Here is a 20,265-nt window from a genome sequence, read left to right on the forward strand (position 1 = left end):
TCATTGAAAATGTCGCGCTGGCGCAGCCGTGCCGCAAAAAACATACGGCATGCGATTTTCGACGCACCTCCGGCGCGCTGAGAAGGGCGAAGAACCTGTGCCCTTTTTTGCGAAAGCGAGTGTGAGAGCTTTTCTATCTTTGAAGACATGAGAATTGGGAGTTTATGTTTCCGCCGTGAGCACGTAGTTTTTTCCCCAGCGCGGCGGGGCGGCGAGCAGTTGACGTCCTTCGTAGCTGTCGAGCAAAGTCCGCAACCGTTCTTCCCGTGCCGGAGAGACGAGCAGGCTGAGCGTGACGTCTACGGCATAGGTCGTACGCAGGCGGTTCTCGGCGATGCCGGCGCTTTTGACGGCGCGGCTGAGGGCGGCCAGATGCTCGTAGCCGCAGCGCAGTTCCAGTTCTTTGAAAGGCAGGACGGTTTCGATCGCGGCACGTTCAATGACGCCGGCCGCGGCGGTGCCGTAAGCGTCGATGAGGCCGCGCACGCCGAGCTTGATGCCGCCGAAGTAGCGCGTCACCACGAGTGCAGCGTTGAACAAACCCGCTTTTTGCAGAGCGCCGAGGATTGGGCGCCCGGCGGTTCCTCCCGGTTCGCCGTCGTCGGAACAGAACTCTTCCACCTCGGGGTAGCCGACGCGCCAGGCCGGGCAGTTGTGCGTGGCGCCGTGGTGCTCTCTGCGCACGGATTCCAGCGCGGCGCGGGCTTCGTCTCCCGCAGCGGAAGGAAAGAGGGCGGCGATGAATTCGCTGCGTTTTTCCTTGAAGCTGTAAACAGCGGGAGCCGTGGGACGGCGGCAAGGCCGCTCTAACGCCAGCACGTGCGGCAGCGTTCCCAGGTCTCTTCAAGGGAGATGGGGACGACCTTGACATTGCCGATCGCGCCCATGAAATTGCTGTCGCCGTTCCAGCGCGGCACGACGTGGCAGTGGATATGGGTATCGATGCCGGCGCCGGCGGCGGTGCCGATGTTAATGCCGACGTTGAAGCCGTCGGGATGAAACGCGCTTTTAAGACATTCGACGGAGCGGGCGATCAAGTCGTGGAACTCCAGGGACTCCTTGGAGGTAAATGATCTCAGGTCGGTGGTGTGGCGGTAGGGAATGACCATCAGATGACCCGAGCTGTAGGGGTAGGCGTTGAGAATCACGAAGCAATATGTGCCGCGAAAGACGATAAAGTGTTTTCTGTCGTCGCTGCCGTCGGCGGGGAAATCGCAGAAGATACAGCTCTTGCCGCCGCTTTTGGTGGAGTTGAGGTACGTGTATCTCCATGGGGCCATGAGTGTTTCCATGTTCTTTCCTCTTTTCTATGAGCAAAAAGGTGGGAGTTATTCACCGCTGTGGATAACATTGGTGGATAACTTGTGAGCGAGATGTGTACTTATAAAATTTTGCAGCCACGTCTGTACGAGAAAAGATTTTTAAAAGCTCTTTTCAAGAGGATTTGAAAAAAACGGAGTGATCCTGTGGAAACTGTGAATCAAAGCGCCGAAGGGAAATTTGAATGGTCAGAAAACTCTTCCCATGTGAACTTTTCGGCATCGCGATTTATCGTGAAAACGAATTTTCTGTGTTCGTTCTTTGTAACGGAGTTTTCAAAAGTCCTCAGCGTTAGGCGTCTTGAAATGGTATTCTCTTCAAAAGATTTTTTGAAAGAACCCCCTTTCTTCCGGGGAATTTTGTCAAGTGCCGGAAAGTATGCTTTTGTTCTGGTGGAGAAGTGGACAAAATGTGGATAACTTTGGACATTCGATGCATCACGCCGCAACTTCACCGATTCTGACGGTCGCGGCGGATCATCGCGAGAATGCTTTTCAACTCGTAAACTCCCGAGAGCAGCGCGCCGATCAGGCCGGCGATCAGGCACAAGGGGAGCGTCCATTGCGGGTAACCGCGGGCCAGAAAACAGCGGCCGATGAACAGTCCCCCCAGCAGATAGCCGCAGACGAGCAAAGCCGCTCCGACAATGCGGCTGAAGACGATGATGTCTCTGACGTTGGGGATTTTCATTTATTGCTGTCCGGATCTCCGCTCATAAAATCGGCTTCGCGGTCCAGCAGGGCGAAAAGACGTTCCACTTGCTCACGGCGCATGCCGTTGATGACGACGCGGTTTTCTCTCTCGTTGCCGAGGACACTGAAAGACAGACCGAGCCGGCGTGCCACTTTCAGCGCTCCTTTGGGACGCCAGGGGTCAAACTGAGGGGCCTTGTAAAGGACGGTAACGCGGCGGCTGTTGAGGGAATCGACGCGTTTTTGCAGGTTGTGAACGGACCAGTGGTGTGCAACGCAGCCCGTCACGAGCTCTTCAATAAATTTCTGCGGCTCCTTCAGAGACAGCAGCGCTTTGGCGTGCCCTTCGCTGAGGTTGCCGGCGGCGACCTGGTCCAGCGCGCACTGAGGCAGCGAGAGGATGCGGAGCTTGTTGGCCACGACGCTGCGGCTCCAACCGATGCGCTCGGCCAGTTGGTTCTGGGTGAGCTGATGTTTCTCCATCAAAACTTTGAGCGCGTTGGCGGTCTCGAGCACAGTCAGATCTTCGCGCTGAAGATTCTCTACGAGGGCGATCTCGCTGAAGAGTTGCTCGTCGCCGCGGACGATGCGCACGGGCACTTCCGCGAGTTCGGCCAGCTCGCACGCGTGAAAGCGGCGTTCGCCGGCGACGATGCGATATTTTTTGGAGCTTTTTGCCGGCGCGGGGGTGACGATCAGGGGCTGAAGCAGCCCATGAACTTTGATGGACGCCGCCAGTTCGCGCAGCGCGGCGGCGTCGAAATTTTTGCGGGGCTGGTCGGGGTTGGGTTCGATGTCGGCCAGCGGCGCTATTTCGCTGTTCTGCGGGACGCGGCTCACGTTCTGTCTGGCCAGCAGCGCGCCGAGGCCGCGGCCGGCCTGGATGATGGACTTTGCGGAGCTTTCGGAAGGTTTTGCCGTCACGCGGGCTTGACCTTTTGCGGAAGCGGCGGATTTCTTCGCGGCCTGGGCCGCGGCGGTGTTCTTGCGATTTACAGCCATAGTCTTTTGACCTCCAATGCCAGATCGTGATAGGCTTGCCCGCCGCGGCTGGAACGGCCGTAGTCGCGGATGGCCAGTCCCTGCGCGGGGGCTGCCGCCAGGTCAATGTTGCGGGGAATTACCGTCTTCAGCACGTGTTCGCCGAAGACATCGCGGATTTGCGTCTCGATCTCGCGCGTCAGGCGCAGATTTGGGTTGTACATGGTGAGCAGGATCGCGTCGATCTGCGCGCCCTGGTTGATGCCCTGCTCGCGGACCATCTGCACGGTGCGCGCCAGCAGGCTGAGTCCCTGCATGGAGTAATATTCGCACTGCATGGGCACCAGCAGGCGGTTGGCGGCGGCCAGCGCGTTGACGGTGAGCAGCCCCAGCGACGGCGGACAGTCGACGAGGACAACGTCGAAGTCGTTTTCGAGTTTTTGCAGCGCTTCGCGCAGGCGGAACTCCCGCCCGTCGCTCCCTCCCAGTTCCAGGTCGGCGCCGACCAAATTGATATTCGAGGCGATCAGCGAGACGTTTTTGGCGCTGGTCGAGTGCAGCGCCCACTTGGGGTCTTCGTTGCCGACGACGATGTCGTAAAGCGACACGGAATCGTCGAACTGGAAGCCGAGGCCGCTGGACGCGTTGCCTTGGGGGTCCGCATCGACGACGAGCACCTTTTTGCGCATGGCGCCGAGTTCGGAAGCCAGATTGACGCAGGTCGTCGTCTTGCCGACGCCGCCTTTCTGATTGATGACCGCGATGGTCTTCATCGTCTCACCTCCACCACAGTTTTTTTTCGGCCCGCCCCGGCTTGCGCGGATAAGCCGCGGGGCAGGGAGCGCTTTTTTTCCAGAGCAGCATATAACTTTTATGATCTTTGAGATCGTATTCGTAAAGTTTCGGCTCCGAGAGCCCCAGCGCGTTCCAGCGGCCTTCCAGCGGCGCCAGTTCGTCGCCGACGGAGCTGCCCTTCATGGCGGCCAGCACACCGCCTTCGCGCACCAACGGCGCCAGATATTCGGCGATAACGCCGGCTTCACTGACGGCCCGCACCACGGCGGCATCGTACTGCTCGCGGCACGCAGCGGCGAAATCTTCCGAGCGCGCGCAGACGACCTCGGCGTTTCCCAGCTCCAGCGCAGCGACGATCTCGTTCAGCGCCTTCATCTTGCGCGAGAGGCTGTCCAGCAGCGTGAATTTCAGATCGGGACGGCAGATGGCCAGCACGACCCCCGGCAGGCCGCCGCCGGTGCCGACGTCGACGACGGCGCCCGAAAGCGGGAGCAGCGGCAGCACGTGCAGACAATCTTCGATATGATCGTGCCACAGAGTTTCCTTGTCGTGCGGCCCCGTCAGCCGCACGCGTTCGTTGGCAACAGACAGCAGCGAAGCGTAGCGACGCAGCTGCGTCAACGTTTTCGCGGACAGTTCGGGAAGTAACGGCAGCGGTTGAATCTCCATGGGGTTCACCTCCATGTTTCATTTTCGATTCAATCATATCGCAAAAATGTTCCACGTGGAACAGCGAGAATCCTTTTTCTTGAAAACCTGCTTGGGAAGAAAAGGCACGCGGAACGACGGGGCATTGGCGCTAACGTGCGAATCCTCCTGCAGAAAAGCGGTGCTGTGTTCATCAGACGGTTGGGGAAGGTGCCCAGCGAATGTTTTGCCGATGGAATTTTTCCCTCTTCATGAAAGCAAAAGAGATATAAGTCATTGATTAATATTGACTATAGATAGGGGAATCTCTATGGTCGTCGGCAGCCCCGACGGCGCCCGCATTATCACTTCCGCACTGCAATTATTTCCAACGTGATCGACCATAAAATGCCTATCAACGAGGCGGTCAGTGTCCCCAGAGTATTATATGCAGTGGCTGCCCGACGAACTGCGCGTGGAACCGATGAACGGCCTCAGTGGTGAAACCGTTGACAGCCTGCTCGCCACGGGCTATTCGCTGTCACTCAAATTCTACATGGGGGATGTTAACGCCGTTTTGATCGATCCACAGACCGGAGAAGTGGCGGGAAGTCACGATTTGCGTCACGAGTTTTGATTATCGGTAAGCAGTTCTTAAAATCTGCGCTGTGATCAATAAGATCGGCTCCTGCAGACAACTTTGCAGGAGCCGATTTTTATTGACCGGATGGTTTATTCTTCATGATGGCATTTCCCCATGAAACACGTGGTGTAATCTTTCCAAGGAATCTCTCGAAGAAATCCAGCCATTTGAACATACTCAACCGTTGTGCGGTCTGCGCAGCTCGATCTCTAGCTCTCTCGGGGCTCTCTTGCCTTGCTATACCGGGAAGAAAAGCGGCATCGCAAACCATGCCCACACGATGATGAATGCGATCGACGTCATAGATACTGACCAGCCGCCGAACAGCATGGCCTTCAGACTTTCGCTGCGCGCCAGTCCCATTGGAGCGATCATGTTCGATCCGGGATAGATCGACGTTGTGACGCGGGAACCGCAAATCAGCGCCAGAGCCCAGAATTCCATGGGGACGGAGGCTGTTTCCACGGCGCTGGCGAACAAATCGTGCGTAACTTGCAGCTGCGCGACGGCGCCGCCGTTGACGCCGAAAGAACCGACCAATGTGCCCATAATAACGACCATAATACGGCTCCCCTGCCCTGCAAACGAAACAAGGATTTTGCCAAGAGATTCAAAGCCATGACCATAGTTGATGTATTCGAGCATCATGTTCAGCAAGATAAAGAGAAGAAATGTGCCGGCCATGGAACCCATGCCTTTGGCAAACGCCCGGAACATGACTGACATATCGAGGGGTTTGAAAAGGCAGATCACAAGTGCCAGAACCAACATTACAAACACCGTGAACGCTGTTTTTTGATGTGTGATCATCGAAAACGTCAAAAGCCCGACAAAGCCGATCATAAACGCCAGTGTCACGCGTTTTTCCTGAGCTGTGATGCCGAGCGTGGTCTGTTCGGCCGCGTCGAGCTCGTATTTTTCGTCATAACTTGGATCGTGCTGGATTCGCAGACCGCAGAAGTAGATGACCGTGAGCCAAATAAGACTATAAGGAAGCGCGGCCCACAGCATCATACGACCGTAGCTCAGGTGTGTAATCGCAAGGAGAGCGACGGTCGGTCCCGTGAACGGACCCCAGATCAGGCCCGTTTCGCCGGATGACTGGAAAAGACAGGCCACCGTGGCAGGTTTCAATCCTGCCGCCGCTACAATCGGAATGAGGATGGGAGCGACGATAGCGCAACCGTCCGCCAGGGTTCCCAGCAGACCGCAGACAAGTGTTGTCGTGACGATCACGCAGAGAATGGCCCGTTTTTCAGTCGTCACGCCGATATATTTGACGATCCAATACACGATCGTATGGCTTACGCGCGCCTCGCTCATGACGCTGCCGAGCCCGGCGCCGCACATGATGATGAAACCGATCAGGCCGAGCGTCGATCCCAGCGATTTCACGACGAGAGCTCCCGTCATGGCGGGAGTTTGTCCCGTCAGAATATAACCAAACAAACAGGCGATCATCGCGATCGTCAGCGCATGAACTTTCGGACGGAACGAAACAAGGATGTATACCACAAGCGGGATCTGTTGCCGTGTCTAATTTGATACAACATAACGGCAGCCTTTTTCTACCCCTTAACGATGAACAGCCCCGTGTGCAATTTTGCACACCCCTCATAACGATGCCGTATGCACCGTTACGGAGTAAGGTATTCGATTTTATCGCTGCCAGTGCGTACATTTCGTTATCCTCATGAAACCAAAATTCATAAATCCTTTTCTTCGTAGGGCTTATCCCATGAACCTATCTCAATCAGATTACCTTCGGGATCAGCAACATAGCAAGTTCTCTGTCCCCAAGGTTCTGTCGTTGGCTCTAACACAGGTGTTGCACCTTTTTCCACGGCATATTTGAATGAAGCATCTACCTCTTCAAACGTATCAACATAGAGTGCCATTTCAAAATGACCATTTAGGCCATTGATATAATCATACTGATGCCTTGTCATCTTCTCAAAGTCTTTCCTACCGTATAGCAGAAACAATGTTCCATCTTTTACAAGATACACATTTGATGTGTCTTCTGACTCTTTTATTTCAAAGCCAAGCACATCTCTGTAAAACCGAATCATCTTTGCCATGTCATTAACCAGTAATCCGAAACCATCTAATCTCATGCTTTACCTCCACAAATTTCAGCTGAACGATCACAGCTGTTTTATCATCATGTACTCATTTACAAAAGTGCCATCTTTCATTCAATGCCCACAACGATTCTTCAGGAATTAACGCATGTGGCCCCAACATAGAAATTTCTCCCCTTATGATAGTTATTTATGAACGACAAGATGTCCGATATTATTGCCGACCTGTTCGCCATTTTTGAACGCGATACGGCCGTCGATCACAACCGCGCCAATGCCTGCCGGTTTCTGCAGAGAATCGGTGTATGTGGCGCGGTCGCTAATTTCGGCCGCATCGAAAACGGTTATATCCGCGATCTTACCGATGGCAATCACGCCACGGTCCTTCAGGCCGAGAATTTGCGCTGGAAGCGTTGTAGCCTTGTAAACAGCGTCCTCGAGGCTCATCAGCTGATGCTCCCTGATCGTCTGGAAATAACGTGGAAAGGTACCGAAACTGCGCGGGTGCGGATTCGTCCCCAGGAAATGACGGTCATAGGTCATTGCGTAACCGTCCGATCCGATACAGACGAATGGCTCGCGCATAATGTGCAGCATATCGTTTTCCGAAAGGCTGAAGTAACAGCACGGAACGCCCCCATCGCTCGCACGCAGCAGGCGAACGACAGCCTGGGCCGGAGGCAGTTCCATATCCGCGGCGATCTCATCGAGACGCTTTCCTTCATATTGCGGAAGCTTGCCGTGCGTGGAAACGACCAGAACCGCATGAGCGCCGCCGCGACGTTCGATTTCAGTTTCCGTTTCAGAGAGTAATTCTTCCGTTGGAGATGCAAGTCGTTTGCACATTTCATCCGAACCGCCATCATGGGCCCAGGCAGGGACCAAGGCCGACATGCCTGTCGACGTTGCGGTATAGGGATACTGATCGCACGTGATGTTCAACCCTTCTTCACGGGCTGCTTTGATTTTCGCAAGGAGCGCTTTGGAATGGCCCCACTGCGGTTTGCCGATCAACTTGAGATGGGAAATCTCGACGTGGACTCCGGAATGGCGCGCCACTTCGAGCATTTCGTCGACCGCTTCAAAGATTTTCGTGCTCTCGCTGCGCATGTGGACAGTGAGGATCGCATCATGTCTTTTGAGCACTTTGCCCAACGCGATAAACTCATCAACCGCACCGTACGAGCTGGGCGGATAAATCAGGCCGAGCGACATGCCGAATGCCCCTTTGCTGAGCTCCCGTTCAAGCACGCGCTCCATATGTTTCTGTTCCTCGAAAGTCGGCTTTCGCATGCCAAATCCCATGACCATGCCGCGAAGTGTGCCGTGACCGACAAGAACGCCGATATTTGTCGCGGCTGGGCAACGCTTCAGGTGTTCTGCATAATCCGACAGAGAATCGTCCTCGACGGTCTTGCCATCCATCGGCAGCTCGAGACCTGAGGAGATGAAGCGGGTGATCGCCTCGCGTGAAGCGTCGTCGGTCGGCAGACACGAGATGCCGCAGTTTCCGACAATCTCGAGCGTGATGCCTTGATAGAGTTTGCTCTGCATTTTCTGATCGGTGAAAAAGGGACTCATGTCGGAGTGGGAATGGATATCGATGAATCCAGGAGCGACGATTTTTCCAGAGGCGTCGATCGTTTCCTTTGCTTCTTCTTCGATCTGCGGGGCGACCGCGACGATCTTTCCATGGCGGACGCCAACGTCTGATTTTCGGCGCGTCGTTCGTGTTCCGTCGATGACGGTACCGTTTCGAATCAAAAGATCCAGCAATGTATTCCCTCCTTAAAAAACGTCATTATCTGTTCAATCCACGGTAAAAATAAAATTCGAAGACCGGCGTCTCTTCTTAAGAGAGGTTCCCATCTTTGAAGTGAACTTGCCGGCGACATATCGCTCGCAAAAAAAATTATAACATAAATAAATAATGCTATTATGCACTCTCGCGTTTAATATAGGGCGAGCATTTATAAAAAAGGACGCAAAAGGCCAATAAAGTCTGCTATTCGAATTATACTTATAAGTGATGGCGCTCTTGACATTTGTAAAATCAAATGGGAGATCGGGAACTGGTATATAATAGGAAAAACGACGTTTCACAGAGCGCTGATCGAGGAGGATTTTTCCAATGGGTGTATTGAGGGAAGAACTGCGCCGCAACTTGCTGAACGCCGGCGCCGTGCTGGTCGGCTACGCTTCGCTGCGGGGCGATGAGAAACTGCCTTATCCGGCGCTGACGCAGGCCGTATCCTACGCCGTCAGGCTCGAACCGGCCGACGGCAGCGTTTGGTCTTACGCGCGCGCGTATTTTGAAGCGGAGGGCAAAATGGCGCTTTTGGCCGAACACGCCAAGGCCTGCCTGCGCCGTTACGGTTTTGCCGGCGAGGTCATGCCCAAGGCGTACATGGACGGCGAGACGCCGGTGACGGAGTTCCCCGATCAGACCGCGGCGATCGTCGCCGGTCTGGCGGAGCGCAACGCCGACGGCCTGATGACGGCTCCGAAGTTCGGCGTCAACGTGCGCTTCGGCACAGTGTTCACCGACGCCACGTGGAAGAAAAACGAAGAAGCTTGAAGAAAGATCCTGCGGACGAAAAGCGTTCGCGGGATCTTTTTCGTCGGCGAGGCCGAGGCTGGGGAAATTTATAGTCAATATTAATCAATATTTCTTGCCACAAAATTGTTCGCAAAATTGTTCGTTCGGCGCGTATCGTACGGCGCTTCGGGATGAAGAGTTCCGCATTGCTTCTTTTTTGGCGGCCGCTGTGATATTATCTAAAAATAAAAAATTGATTCCGGGTCTCACCTCACCCCGACGAATGGAGGAATCATCGATGAAGAAGTGTGCTTACTGCGGTTCCGAATTCGACGGCTCCCTGCACGAATGCCCTTATTGCGGCGGGCGCGCGGCGGATCACATCTGCAAAAACTGCGGCGCCGAGTACGACGGCGCGGTCTGTCCGCAGTGCGGCGTGCGGGCCGACGACGAAGGGCAGAAGTGCCCGCGCTGCGGCGCGCGCATGTTCAAGGGCGAGTGTTCGTCCTGCGGCTACATGGCCGATAAGGGCAAAGCCGTGGCCGCCGAAGCCAAAAAAGCCGGCGCGGCGATGGCCTCGTGGTTTGGCACGCTCTGCCTTTGCGTTGTCGGCGTCGTTTTCCCCTTCGTCAGCATCCCGTTCATCTTCAGCCGCCGCCACGGAAAGGTGATCAAATGGTTTTTCGGGGGGTACGGCCTTTTCTACATCTGGGCACTGGCCTTGCCTCAGGAGGGCGGCGCGGCTGCGACGGAGATGTCGCCCGGGTTGCGCTGGATCTCGGTGGGGCTGACGGCGCTGGCGCTGCTTTTCGCGCTATATCGTCTCTGGAAAGAAAGCGCGCGTTCGTCCGCCTGAGCGAACGGGATGGACAGGGCCGCCGGCTGTCGAAAAAACGACAGCCGGCGGCCCTGTTTCTTTGCGGCCCCGTCGGACAGAGAATTCAATTTGATCTATAGTATTTTATTCAAAAGACGGGATCGCCGCGGCGCCGTGCGGCGAAAGCGCGCCTTGGCGTCATCGCGCGCCCTTTCCGTGAAATATTCGCCGAAAACGATACAGATCGCGCCTTTCCGCGCCGTACCCGATACGGCTTCCCTTGAAAGCGCCAAGACGTGTCGCGTTTGCTTTTCGCCGCGGCGCAGAATATAATTTCGATATAAAATAACCGGAGCCGCCGCCTGCTGTTTCGACGCAAGCTTGCGGCGTCCGCGAGATCGGAGGGAAGATCATGGACAAGCAGGATCTCTTTCCCGCCTGTCCGGTGGAGACGACGCTGAAGCTGATCGGCGACAAATGGAGCGTGCTGATCCTGCGCGACCTCTTTCTCGGCGCGCGGCGCTTCAGCGAGCTGAAACGGTCGCTCGCAGGCATTTCGCAGAAGGTGCTCACGTCGCAGTTGCGCAGCATGGAGAAGGCAGGTCTGGTAGACCGCGCCGTTTATCCCGAGGTGCCGCCGCGCGTGGAATATTCGCTGACCGCGCGCGGTCGTTCGCTGCGACCGGTGATTGAATCCATGTGGAACTGGGGACGCGCCTTCAAAGAGGATCTGGGGCTGGACGTGGCGGCGATTCCCGAGCGTATGCCAGTTTCCGCCGAGCCGCGGGAGCAATGAGCAATAAGGAGGAGAGCGATGTCGAAGAGGATCGTTCTGGCCGGAGGCTGTTTCTGGGGCCTCGAGGCCTACATGAGGGAATTGCCCGGCGTATTGGACACGGAAGTGGGATTTGCCAACGGGCGCATGACGCACCCGACATATGAACAGGTCAAAGCCGGCGGTACGGGATACGCCGAGGCCTGCAAGGTCGAATACGATCCGCAGGTCATCAGCCTGCGCACGCTGCTGCGCCACTATCTGCGCATCATCGACCCGACGACGCTGAACCGGCAGGGGCCGGATATCGGCGCGCAGTACCGCACGTCCATCTGTTACAACGACGACGGGGAGCGTCGTCTGGCCGAGGAACTTCTCGCCAAGGAGCAGAAGAACTGGGACGATCCCGTCGTCACGACGGTGGAACCGCTGGTCAACTTTTATGCGGCCGAGGAGTACCATCAGGATTATCTGAAAAAGAGGCCGTGCGGCTACTGCCACGTCAACCTCGCCCTGCTCGACGAGCCGCTGCCGCCCGAGGACGACTGAGCCGCGCTTCGCTGCGGCATCGTTGGAATTTTGAGAGGAGAATCGTTTTGGAAGCGTTGTTTCAGGGATTTTTGAGCCTGACCTGGCAGCAGGCGGTCATGATCGGCATCGGCCTGACGCTGATCTGGCTGGCGGTGGGGAAGGAGTACGAGCCTTCGTTGCTGCTGCCGATGGGATTCGGCACGGTGCTGGTGAACATTCCCATGACGGCCGCGCTGACGCAGGCCGTGGGCGGCACGGTGGTGCCCGGCGCGATCAGCGTGCTGTTCGATGCCGGCATCGCCAATGAGATGTTCCCGCTGCTGATTTTTATCGGCATCGGCGCGATGATGGATTTTTCGCCCGTGATGGAGCGCCCGGTCTACGCGCTTTTCGGCCTGACGGCGCAGGTGGGGATCTTCCTCACCATGGGGCTGGCGTACTATGTTTTTGGTTTCAGCGTCAGGGAGGCGGCTTCCATCGGCATCATCGGCGCCGCTGACGGCCCCACGTCGATCTTCGTCTCCAGCCGCTTCGCGCCGCAGCTGCTCGGTCCCATTTCCGTGGCGGCGTATTCCTATATGTCAATGGTGCCGGTCATCCAGCCGCCGGTGATCCGCGCCCTGACGACCAAAGAGGAGCGGCGGATGAACATGACGCTTCGCGCCGGGCGCACGGTGAGCAAGCGCGCCAGGATCTTCTTTCCGATCGTCGTCACCATTGTGGTCGGCATCTTCGCGCCCTCGTCGTCGACGCTGATCGGCTTTTTGATGTTCGGCAATCTGCTGCGCGAGAGCGGCGTGGTCGCGCGGCTTTCCAACAGCGCCCAGAACGAGCTGGCCAACATCGTCACGATCATGCTGGGACTGGGCATCTCCTGCACGATGACGGGCGACCGCTTCCTGCGCGCCGACACGCTGATGATTCTCGGCATGGGGCTGGTGGCCTTCGTCTTCGACACGGCCGGCGGCGTGCTCAGCGCCAAGCTGCTGAATCTGTTCATGAAGGAAAAGATCAATCCGATGATCGGCGCAGCGGGCATTTCCGCCTTCCCGATGTCGTCGCGCACGATCCAGCAGATGGCGGCCAGGGAAAAAACCGGCACGTTCGTGCTCATGCAGGCTTCCGCGGCCAACGTGGCCGGTCAGATCGGCTCCGTCGTCGCCGGCGGGCTGCTGTTGGCGCTGCTGGGCTGAGTTCCTTTTACCCAAAATCGAGCCGCTCCGTTCTTTCCGGATGGAAGAGACGGAGCGGCTCGATTTTTATGGCCCGGCGGCTATAATATAGATGGGATTCTTTCATCTTGCGCTGTGAAAGGGATGTGTGAAACGTGAAAAACAACGACTGGCTCGAGCGTTTTGGGCTGAGCGCCGGCCGCCTGCCCAAAGGCCACCGCAACACGATCGCCGACGTGGCGGGCGTGATCGTGGGACACGCGACGCTGGCGGAAGGAAAAACGCAGACGGGCGTGACGGCGGTAATCCCCGCGCCGGGCAGTCCGTTTCAGAACAAACTGATCGCCGCCTCGCACGTGATCAACGGCTTCGGCAAGACGGCGGGGCTGGTGCAGATCGACGAGCTGGGTACGCTGGAAACGCCGATTCTGCTGACGAACACGCTCAGCGTCGGCGACGCCTGGCGCGCTTTGTCCCAGGCGATGATCGAGAGCGAACCGTCGATCGGCGGCGCGGCGGGCACAGTCAATCCGCTGGTGTGCGAGTGCAACGACGGTTTTCTCAACGACATTCGCGCCCAGGCGGTGACGCCGGAGCTGGCGCGTCAAGCGCTGGCGGCCGCCGCGCCCGATTTCGCGCTCGGCGCCGTGGGCGCGGGACGGGGCATGAGCTGCTACCAGTTCAAGGGCGGCGTCGGCTCGGCTTCGCGTTTGGTGACCGCCGGCGCACGGACCTATACGCTCGGCGCGCTGGCGCTGAGCAACTTCGGCGAGATGGAGGACTTCACGCTGAACGGCCAGCTAACGGGCGCCGAAGCGAAAAAGATCCTCGCCGCGGAACAGCTGCACGAGCAGGGATCCTGCATCGTGCTGATCGCCACCGACGCGCCGATGACCGCGCGCCAGCTGAAGCGGCTCTGCAAACGCTCCAGCGCCGGCATCACTCGTACCGGCTCGATCATCGGCAACGGCAGCGGCGAGATCGCCGTGGCCTTTTCCACCGCGCAGCGGATTCCCATCGACGCGACGGGCGAACTGGCGCTTCGTTCGGTCAGCGACGTTCACGCCAATCTCTTCTTCCGCGCCGTGATCGAGTCGACGCACGAGGCGATCCTCACCTCCATGCTGGCGGCCGAGACGGTGACGGGTTTTCAGGGCCACCGGCGCGTTTCGCTGGCCGATCTGGCCGGGCGCGTGCCGGGGCTGCCCGCGCCACGCTGTTAAGTCCAAAGGCAAAGAGACGCGTCAATCCGGAAAAAAAGCTCTGTGCGCCTTTTCGGATAAAATGTTCCACGTGGAACATTTTCTGTCGGAGCGGATGAAAGCTGGTGTTATGTTATATGCTTTCGGATGTTTTTCTTGGTTTCCGCGGCAATCTCCCGTTTTTGCCGCGCATGAATTCGAAAAATCCAGAGGGAGGTTTTTTTATGGTTGGAGAAGTCGCGTTAAAAGCGATTCAGGCGCGGGAGGAACAATTTGTCGCTCACGCCAAAAAGATCTGGGAACATCCCGAGACCGCTTACAACGAGGTGAACACGTGCGCAGTCACGGCCGAGCTGTTGCGCGAGCTGGGTTTTGCCGTGGAGACGGGGCTGTACGGCATGCCCACCGCCCTGCGTGCCAGTTGGGGCAGCGGCGGCCCGGTGATCGGTTTTTTGGGCGAGTTCGACGCTCTGCCCGGTTTGAGCCAAAAGGTCAGCACCTGCCAGGAAGCTGTACAGGAAGGTGCGCCGGGAGAGGGCTGCGGGCACAACCTGCTCTGCGCGGCGCCGTTGGCGGCGGCGTACGGCTTGAAAGAAGAGCTGCGGGCTTTCGGCCGTCCCGGCACGGTGGTCTACTACGGCTGTCCCGCCGAAGAAACTCTCACCGGCAAGGTCTTCATGGCCCGCGGCGGCGCATTCCGTGAGCTGGATATCGCCTTTTCCTGGCACGGCGGCACGAAAAACTGCGTCATGCGCGGCGTCATGACCGGGCTGAACAGCGCCAAGTTCCATTTCGTCGGACGCACGTCTCATGCCGGCGGCGCGCCGGAGAACGGCCGCTCTGCCCTCGACGCCGTCGAACTGATGAACGTCGGCGCCAACTACCTGCGCGAGCACGTCACCATGGACAACCGCATCCACTACGTCATCACCGAGGGCGGCATGGCCCCCAACATCGTCCCCGACAAAGCCTGCGTCTGGTACTTCGTGCGCGCCCTGACCCGCGAAGCCGTGGAAGACACGTATCGCCGCCTCGTCTTAGTCGCCGAGGGGGCGGCGCACATGACCGAGACAAAAGTGGAGATCGAGTTCCTCGGCGGCTGTTATCCGACGCTGGAGAACCGCGTCCTCGGCGACGCGCTCCATCAAAGCCTGCAGGAGGTGGAAAGGCCCGTCTGGACCGAGGAAGAGCTGGAATTCGCCGAGGCCATCAACGTACAGAATCCGAATTACGATCAGATCAAACGGCGCCCTGATTACGACGGCCCGCTTGGCGTCAGCGTCGGTATCCGCGAGGAGAATGGCTTTGGCTCCACCGACGTGGGCGACGTGCAGCACATCGTTCCCTGTGCGGAAGTGAACACGGCCTCATGGAACTGCGCCGCGCCCGGCCACAGCTGGCAGGTCACATCCTGCGCCGGCTCGTCCATCGGCATGAAAGGCATGCTTTACGGTGCCCGCGCCCTGGCTCTGACTGCCTCCAAAGCCGCCGCCGACCCGCAGCTTGTTGCCGCCGCCAAGGCTGAGTTCCTCAAAGCCACCCGCGGTGAACCTTACCGTTGTCCCATCCCCGCCGACATTCCCGTGCCCATGCCGGGCACGGCGTAAATGAGGAAGCGTCCGGGATTTGCGTGCGCGTCCTTTTCGCTTTCTTTGTGCCTTGGCGGCGGCTTTTGTTTGAAGCGGAGGAACCGAAACGATGCAAGGTCTTTTAACGAATTTGGTGATTTTTATTGTCATGGGATGCGGCTGGGGTCTGAAAAGACAGAGGCGGCTGACTGAAACCGGACTGAAGGAGCTGAACGGGCTGCTTTTCTCGTTGCTGATGCCCGTCAGCTTTTTCAAGGCCGGACTTGGTTTCAACGCGTCCATGATCCGTGGCTGGCGTTTTGCCGCCGTGCTCATTGGCGCTTATGCGGCGGCAACGGCAGTGCTCTGGGTGATGTCGGGGCTGCGCAAAATCGCGCCCGAACGGCGTGCCGTGTCTATGCTCACGTCGGTGCGTCCCAACGCGATCTTTATCGGTCTGCCGGTGATGACGCTCTGGCTCGGACAAGCTGGCACGGAAGCGCAGCTGCTCTTTGTGGCGGTCGGAACGCCGTATTTCAACCTCGTACCGCTGCTGATGTCGCAGATTGCCATGAGCGGTCGGGGCGACGCCCGCTCATTGGCGAGCGCGTTGGCGCGGACGGTCAAGAATCCGATCCTGCTGGCGGGCATCTGCGGTATCCTGGTCGGAGCTCTGGGCTGGACGCCTTATATCCCGCAATGGTTTGCGCGCGTCCTCAAGGTCCTGGGAGACTGCGGCAACGGCATGGCGCTGCTGGTCATCGGCGCGGCGCTGGTGCCGGAACGCCTGTGGAGCGATATCAAATCGGCCTGGCCCGACATGTTCATGAAACTGTTCATTCATCCGGCGATCGTCATGGCTGCGTTCATGCTCTTTCCCGTGGAGAGTCCCGTCGTCATGCAGGCGGCGGTGGTCGGTTCCGCCGTGGCGCCGGCCTTCAACTGTTACGTTTTGGCCCGCGGTTTCGGCATGGACGCCGACTACGCGGCCATGCTGGTAGCGTCGTCGACGCTGCTGTGCATGGTGACGTTGCTGTTCTGGATGGAGGTTTCGCTGCGCGTTTTCGCGTAGAGCTATTTCTTCTGATGCTCCCTGCGCGCCTTCGTTGGTCAGTTTGCGCCGCTGCCGCCAGTCGGGCAGACAGCGGGCCACGCAGTTCCAGAAGGCGGGCGAATGGCTGGCGACGATCAGATGACTGAGTTCGTGCACGACGACGTACTCGAGGCAGCGCGGATCTTTGGCGGCGAGGCGAAGATTGAAGCACAGACGTCCCGTGCGCGTATTGCAGCTGCCCCAGCGCGTTGTCATGTCGCGCACGCGCCAGCTCGAAGCCCGCACGCCCAGCACGGGCTGCCAGCGGGCCAGCAGCGGCGGGATGGCGAGCCCAAGACGGGCGCGCAGAAAGCTGTGGATCAGTTTGCCTCGTTCATCGGCGGTGCCGTTCTCCGGCAGGTTCAGGAGAACGGTTTCGCCGCGCAGGCTGGCGCCGTACGGCCGTCCGTGTGCGACGACCAGCGGCAGAGAACGGCCCCATAACAGCACGGCGTCGCCGATGTCGTGCTTCACCCGCTCGTCCCGCATCTGCAAAACGGCGGCGCGGCGCTTGTACAGCCAGCGCGACTGCAAAGCGACGAAGCGTTCGATCTCCGCATCGGGAGTGGCCGTCGGGCAGGAGATGCGCAGAGTGCCGTCGGGTCGCACCGTCAGATACATGTTTTTCTGCCTCTGGCGCAGGATCAGCAGCGGCACGCCGAGGATCTCGCGCCGTTCGTCATTGTCTTTATCTGCCATCCGCTTCACCTCCCTTTCCGTCTCAGTGTATCATGTTTTGCCGGTGTGAACGTCGTCGCGAGATCGTGCGGGGAAAATTATATTAAGCTGTGTCTAATGAACAGCTACCGTTGAGAATACTGAAACAGCGGAAAATGTTCCACGTGGAACAGCGCGAATCGGCGTTCGAACGAAACGCTGCGGTGTCCCTCCACCGGTGCGGAGGGGCCTTGCAAAAAGAGAAAAAAGGAGAACGGTCGGCGGGGTAGAAAATCCCGCCGGCCGTTCTCCTTTGCCGTGTTTTTGCAGGAGCATTCGTTGCAGTGCGAATTTTGCGGACGGCGCCTTACGCCACTGTGTAAATGCGCACGTCGGGGTCGGCGCCCCAGAGAGGCTTTAACCCCGGGACGACCTTTTGTGTGAACAGAGCGCTGTCGAGGTAGGCCCGCGCATGTTCTGCGCTGTCGAAACCATGGATCACCTGCACGTCTTCGTCGCGAATCAGCAGTTCCTTGGTCAGGGCCCCGGGGATTTCGTCGAGGAAAGGCGCTCGATAATCGTGATACACTTTTGCGGCCGCCGGACGATTTTCGGGAGCAATTTCCATGACCACTTCCAAATAGGCATTGACTTTCATCGTAAGACCTCCTCAAGGTTTGTTTTTGAATCCGAGAAAATTTTAGCGGTCTCGCTGTAAAAATCAAAGATATGGAGAAATTTATGAGTCGCTCATAAATTTCATAGCGATTTTTGCGGAAAGAGGCGTTAGGGTAGAATGAAATGAGGAAAGACGGGAAAGGGGGGGCTTGTTATGTATCAGCCGAAACTGGAAAAGGACATCCGTTGCCCGCTGGAACATGGCTTGGAAATTTTCGGAGGCAAATGGAAGTCGCGAATTATCTGCGTGCTGGCCGAAAAAAGGCGGCTGCGTTACAGCGAGCTGCGCAGCGAGATGATAAACATCACCGACGCCGTGCTCTCCTCGATGCTGAAAGAGCTGCTGCGCGACGGGATCCTGCGTCGCCGTTCCTATGACGAAATCCCTCCGCGCGTGGAATATTCCCTGACCGAGAGAGGAAAATCGGTGGTTCCCATTCTGCAAAGCATCTGCCGTTGGTCGGGAGCGTTTCATCGCGAGAGCGGCGAACGGCTCTTGTTCCAGTGCCGCAAATGCGACTACGGCGCGGGAAAACGAGGCTCGTCTGTCTGACGGCGCGTTTGCCATACGAAAGAGCCGTGTGGTAGAAGACAGCGATGCTTTGCATACGAAAATTGCCCCGTCGGGGCCTGTGAATTTTTTCAGCAGGCTCCGATGGGGCGATTTTATGCTGCTCTTCCCGTTTACCGCCTTACCGCTGCGCGGCGAGCATCAGACTGAGGGCGATTTTCAGCCCCGTTTCCATGCTGCTCAGGTCTACCCACTCTTCGCGGGTGTGCGCCCCCATGCCGACGATAGTGCCGAGCGTATTGGCCATGATGCCCAGAGACAGAGGCACGTTGCTGTCGGTGGACGAGGGGGTGACGGTCAGCTCGCCGTCGTAATAGCTGCGGATCACATCCAACGTGCGGGCGGTAAAGGCTTGCAGCGCCTCGCGGTTCAGCGCGCCGTCGCCGGGACGGACTCCCAACAGTTCGGCCGCGAATTCGCCGCCGCGGTTGCGGTTGGCGTCGAGGATCGCGTCGAACTGAACCTTCATGTAATCCAGACATTCCTGGGAGGGAGAGCGGAATTCGTACAGCATCGCGGCATACTGGGCGATGGAGTTGACGGTGGAGCCGCCCTCGATGCGCCCGACGTTGAAAGTCGTGCGCGCGCTTTCGGGCAGTTTGACGGCGTAGAGATCCTCGATCAGGTGCGCCAGGCACTCGATGGCGTTGGCGTTGCCGAAGTTGGCGTAGGAATGGCCGCCCGCGGTCCGGCACGTGACGCGGTAACGATAGGATCCGACGGCGCCGCTGCAGCAGTGGCCAAGCTTGCCGTCGAGCGAGTAAAAGGCTTTGACGCGCGCCCCGTAGGCGGCGAACAGAGCCTTCGTACCGTCGAGGTTGCCCAGCCCTTCTTCGCAGGCGTTGGCGACGATCAGCACGCCCTGCGTCAGTTCGTCTTCGCGCCGCGCCAGATGACGGGCGGCGATCATCAGGTTGACGAGGTTGGCAGTGTCGTCGCCGATGCCGGGCGCGTAGAGTCTGCCGTCTTCCTCGCGCATGGGCAGCGGCGCCGTGTCGGGAAAGACGATGTCGGTGTGCGCTGCGAAGACGATCAGATCGCCGTCCTGCGGCCCCAACTTACAGATCACGTTTTGAGCGGCGTCGATCTGCACGTCTTTGAATTCCTGCGATTTGAACCACTCGCTGACGAAGGCCGCGCGCCGGCCTTCGTCGTGCGACGGCGCCGGAATCTTCCCCAGCGTGCGCAGCAGGTTTTGAGCCTCTTTTACGTTCTCACGGGCGAACTGTTCGGCTGCGGCTTTGATCATGTCGTTCATAACGGACTCTCCCTTTAATAAAGTTCATCGAACGGGCGCTCTTTTCAAAAAACTCGTTTCATCATAAACGACGGGTTCGTTTCCGTCCAGTGCGAAACGGACAAAAAGAGAACGCCGCATTGTGATTTTTGGCATGTGTTTCTCGGTTTTGCCGGAAAATTTTGAGCGTGCTCACGGAGCCGTAAAACAATAAGGCAGGAACGCTCCTTTGCAAACGATTCTTTCGGACGGAATTAATGATTTACGGCGAAGCAGAACCTTC

The 20,265-nt window shown here is 58.0% G+C and carries 21 protein-coding genes and 1 pseudogene; 10 read left to right on the top strand and 12 right to left on the bottom strand.

From position 1 onward, the window contains the following. Window positions 1-162: 162 nt before the first annotated feature. The 6 genes from FYJ74_RS07655 to rsmG all read right to left on the bottom strand — a co-directional run bounded on the left by FYJ74_RS07655 (window position 163) and on the right by rsmG (window position 4,457). Window positions 163-819 carry an IMPACT family protein gene (locus tag FYJ74_RS07655; protein ID WP_195838852.1) on the bottom strand — a complete coding sequence of 219 codons (657 nt, stop codon included), beginning with the start codon at window positions 817-819 and terminating at the stop codon, window positions 163-165. Further along, a complete protein-coding gene (locus FYJ74_RS07660) occupies window positions 807-1,292 on the bottom strand; it encodes an HIT family protein (RefSeq protein ID WP_154528986.1) in 486 nt (161 codons plus the stop codon). The genes FYJ74_RS07655 and FYJ74_RS07660 overlap by 13 nt, the downstream gene beginning before the upstream one ends. A gap of 478 nt (window positions 1,293-1,770) precedes the next feature. After that, window positions 1,771-2,010 (bottom strand): hypothetical protein, encoded by a 240-nt coding sequence (locus FYJ74_RS07665; RefSeq protein WP_154528987.1) that lies wholly within the window; start codon window positions 2,008-2,010, stop codon window positions 1,771-1,773. Continuing rightward, window positions 2,007-3,014, bottom strand: coding sequence for a ParB/RepB/Spo0J family partition protein (locus FYJ74_RS07670; RefSeq protein WP_154528988.1), 1,008 nt, complete (start codon window positions 3,012-3,014; stop codon window positions 2,007-2,009). Before FYJ74_RS07670 ends, FYJ74_RS07665 begins: the two co-directional genes overlap by 4 nt. Continuing rightward, window positions 3,005-3,766 (bottom strand): ParA family protein, encoded by a 762-nt coding sequence (locus FYJ74_RS07675; RefSeq protein WP_154528989.1) that lies wholly within the window; start codon window positions 3,764-3,766, stop codon window positions 3,005-3,007. Before FYJ74_RS07675 ends, FYJ74_RS07670 begins: the two co-directional genes overlap by 10 nt. A gap of 4 nt (window positions 3,767-3,770) precedes the next feature. Further along, window positions 3,771-4,457 carry a 16S rRNA (guanine(527)-N(7))-methyltransferase RsmG gene (gene rsmG, locus FYJ74_RS07680; protein WP_154528990.1) on the bottom strand — a complete coding sequence of 229 codons (687 nt, stop codon included), beginning with the start codon at window positions 4,455-4,457 and terminating at the stop codon, window positions 3,771-3,773. Between the two features lie 388 nt (window positions 4,458-4,845). Between rsmG and FYJ74_RS07685 the strand changes: the two genes are divergently transcribed. Continuing rightward, entirely contained in the window at window positions 4,846-5,052 is a 207-nt protein-coding gene (locus tag FYJ74_RS07685) for a gamma-glutamyltransferase (protein ID WP_195838853.1), read from the top strand. Between the two features lie 243 nt (window positions 5,053-5,295). Here FYJ74_RS07685 and FYJ74_RS07690 read toward each other — a convergent pair whose 3' ends face one another. The 3 genes from FYJ74_RS07690 to FYJ74_RS07700 all read right to left on the bottom strand — a co-directional run bounded on the left by FYJ74_RS07690 (window position 5,296) and on the right by FYJ74_RS07700 (window position 8,918). Then, window positions 5,296-6,573, bottom strand: a complete 1,278-nt coding sequence (locus tag FYJ74_RS07690; RefSeq protein ID WP_154528991.1) for a GntT/GntP/DsdX family permease — start codon at window positions 6,571-6,573, stop codon at window positions 5,296-5,298. 191 nt (window positions 6,574-6,764) lie between these two features. Beyond that, window positions 6,765-7,175, bottom strand: coding sequence for a VOC family protein (locus FYJ74_RS07695; protein ID WP_154528992.1), 411 nt, complete (start codon window positions 7,173-7,175; stop codon window positions 6,765-6,767). A 153-nt stretch (window positions 7,176-7,328) separates the two neighbouring features. Next, entirely contained in the window at window positions 7,329-8,918 is a 1,590-nt protein-coding gene (locus FYJ74_RS07700; RefSeq protein WP_154528993.1) for an N-acyl-D-amino-acid deacylase family protein, read from the bottom strand. Between the two features lie 355 nt (window positions 8,919-9,273). Between FYJ74_RS07700 and FYJ74_RS07705 the strand changes: the two genes are divergently transcribed. The 8 genes from FYJ74_RS07705 (at window position 9,274) to FYJ74_RS07740 (ending at window position 16,818) form a co-directional block, all read left to right on the top strand. After that, on the top strand, window positions 9,274-9,720 hold the full coding sequence (locus tag FYJ74_RS07705) for a hypothetical protein (RefSeq protein WP_154528994.1): 447 nt from the start codon (window positions 9,274-9,276) through the stop codon (window positions 9,718-9,720). Between the two features lie 259 nt (window positions 9,721-9,979). Continuing rightward, window positions 9,980-10,537, top strand: a complete 558-nt coding sequence (locus tag FYJ74_RS07710; protein WP_154528995.1) for a zinc ribbon domain-containing protein — start codon at window positions 9,980-9,982, stop codon at window positions 10,535-10,537. 373 nt (window positions 10,538-10,910) lie between these two features. Then, on the top strand, window positions 10,911-11,294 hold the full coding sequence (locus tag FYJ74_RS07715; RefSeq protein ID WP_154528996.1) for a winged helix-turn-helix transcriptional regulator: 384 nt from the start codon (window positions 10,911-10,913) through the stop codon (window positions 11,292-11,294). Between the two features lie 18 nt (window positions 11,295-11,312). After that, window positions 11,313-11,822 (top strand): peptide-methionine (S)-S-oxide reductase MsrA, encoded by a 510-nt coding sequence (msrA, locus tag FYJ74_RS07720; RefSeq protein ID WP_154528997.1) that lies wholly within the window; start codon window positions 11,313-11,315, stop codon window positions 11,820-11,822. A 47-nt stretch (window positions 11,823-11,869) separates the two neighbouring features. After that, entirely contained in the window at window positions 11,870-12,997 is a 1,128-nt protein-coding gene (locus FYJ74_RS07725) for a sodium ion-translocating decarboxylase subunit beta (protein ID WP_154528998.1), read from the top strand. Between the two features lie 134 nt (window positions 12,998-13,131). After that, a complete protein-coding gene (locus FYJ74_RS07730; protein WP_326830908.1) occupies window positions 13,132-14,199 on the top strand; it encodes a DmpA family aminopeptidase in 1,068 nt (355 codons plus the stop codon). Window positions 14,200-14,402: 203 nt separating this feature from the next. Next, on the top strand, window positions 14,403-15,785 hold the full coding sequence (locus FYJ74_RS07735) for an amidohydrolase (RefSeq protein WP_154528999.1): 1,383 nt from the start codon (window positions 14,403-14,405) through the stop codon (window positions 15,783-15,785). Window positions 15,786-15,876: 91 nt separating this feature from the next. Beyond that, complete coding sequence (locus FYJ74_RS07740; protein WP_154529000.1) at window positions 15,877-16,818, top strand: AEC family transporter; 942 nt, start codon at window positions 15,877-15,879, stop codon at window positions 16,816-16,818. A gap of 99 nt (window positions 16,819-16,917) precedes the next feature. Here FYJ74_RS07740 and FYJ74_RS12010 read toward each other — a convergent pair. Further along, a pseudogene (locus FYJ74_RS12010) lies at window positions 16,918-17,538 on the bottom strand (M48 family metallopeptidase); the annotation flags it as partial. A 325-nt stretch (window positions 17,539-17,863) separates the two neighbouring features. Then, window positions 17,864-18,154, bottom strand: a complete 291-nt coding sequence (locus FYJ74_RS07750) for a hypothetical protein (protein ID WP_154529001.1) — start codon at window positions 18,152-18,154, stop codon at window positions 17,864-17,866. A 174-nt stretch (window positions 18,155-18,328) separates the two neighbouring features. Between FYJ74_RS07750 and FYJ74_RS07755 the strand changes: the two genes are divergently transcribed. Beyond that, window positions 18,329-18,727 (top strand): winged helix-turn-helix transcriptional regulator, encoded by a 399-nt coding sequence (locus tag FYJ74_RS07755; RefSeq protein ID WP_154529002.1) that lies wholly within the window; start codon window positions 18,329-18,331, stop codon window positions 18,725-18,727. 139 nt (window positions 18,728-18,866) lie between these two features. Here FYJ74_RS07755 and FYJ74_RS07760 read toward each other — a convergent pair whose 3' ends face one another. Next, window positions 18,867-20,003 (bottom strand): M20/M25/M40 family metallo-hydrolase, encoded by a 1,137-nt coding sequence (locus FYJ74_RS07760; RefSeq protein ID WP_154529003.1) that lies wholly within the window; start codon window positions 20,001-20,003, stop codon window positions 18,867-18,869. Window positions 20,004-20,265 lie beyond the last annotated feature (262 nt).

Origin of the sequence: Pyramidobacter porci (assembly GCF_009695745.1) — a bacterium.
In the GTDB taxonomy this organism is placed as follows: Bacteria; Synergistota; Synergistia; order Synergistales; family Dethiosulfovibrionaceae; genus Pyramidobacter; species Pyramidobacter porci.

Excerpts from the sequence above, each read along its gene's own strand:
- FYJ74_RS07660 (WP_154528986.1), bottom strand. The coding sequence starts at position 1,292 with ATGGAAACACTCATGGCCCCATGGAGATACACGTACCTCAACTCCACC.
- FYJ74_RS07665 (WP_154528987.1), bottom strand. The coding sequence starts at position 2,010 with ATGAAAATCCCCAACGTCAGAGACATCATCGTCTTCAGCCGCATTGTC.
- FYJ74_RS07670 (WP_154528988.1), bottom strand. The coding sequence starts at position 3,014 with ATGGCTGTAAATCGCAAGAACACCGCCGCGGCCCAGGCCGCGAAGAAA.
- FYJ74_RS07675 (WP_154528989.1), bottom strand. The coding sequence starts at position 3,766 with ATGAAGACCATCGCGGTCATCAATCAGAAAGGCGGCGTCGGCAAGACG.
- rsmG (WP_154528990.1), bottom strand. The coding sequence starts at position 4,457 with ATGGAGATTCAACCGCTGCCGTTACTTCCCGAACTGTCCGCGAAAACG.
- FYJ74_RS07695 (WP_154528992.1), bottom strand. The coding sequence starts at position 7,175 with ATGAGATTAGATGGTTTCGGATTACTGGTTAATGACATGGCAAAGATG.
- FYJ74_RS07705 (WP_154528994.1), top strand. The coding sequence starts at position 9,274 with ATGGGTGTATTGAGGGAAGAACTGCGCCGCAACTTGCTGAACGCCGGC.
- FYJ74_RS07710 (WP_154528995.1), top strand. The coding sequence starts at position 9,980 with ATGAAGAAGTGTGCTTACTGCGGTTCCGAATTCGACGGCTCCCTGCAC.
- FYJ74_RS07715 (WP_154528996.1), top strand. The coding sequence starts at position 10,911 with ATGGACAAGCAGGATCTCTTTCCCGCCTGTCCGGTGGAGACGACGCTG.
- msrA (WP_154528997.1), top strand. The coding sequence starts at position 11,313 with ATGTCGAAGAGGATCGTTCTGGCCGGAGGCTGTTTCTGGGGCCTCGAG.
- FYJ74_RS07735 (WP_154528999.1), top strand. The coding sequence starts at position 14,403 with ATGGTTGGAGAAGTCGCGTTAAAAGCGATTCAGGCGCGGGAGGAACAA.
- FYJ74_RS07740 (WP_154529000.1), top strand. The coding sequence starts at position 15,877 with ATGCAAGGTCTTTTAACGAATTTGGTGATTTTTATTGTCATGGGATGC.
- FYJ74_RS07750 (WP_154529001.1), bottom strand. The coding sequence starts at position 18,154 with ATGAAAGTCAATGCCTATTTGGAAGTGGTCATGGAAATTGCTCCCGAA.
- FYJ74_RS07755 (WP_154529002.1), top strand. The coding sequence starts at position 18,329 with ATGTATCAGCCGAAACTGGAAAAGGACATCCGTTGCCCGCTGGAACAT.
- FYJ74_RS07760 (WP_154529003.1), bottom strand. The coding sequence starts at position 20,003 with ATGAACGACATGATCAAAGCCGCAGCCGAACAGTTCGCCCGTGAGAAC.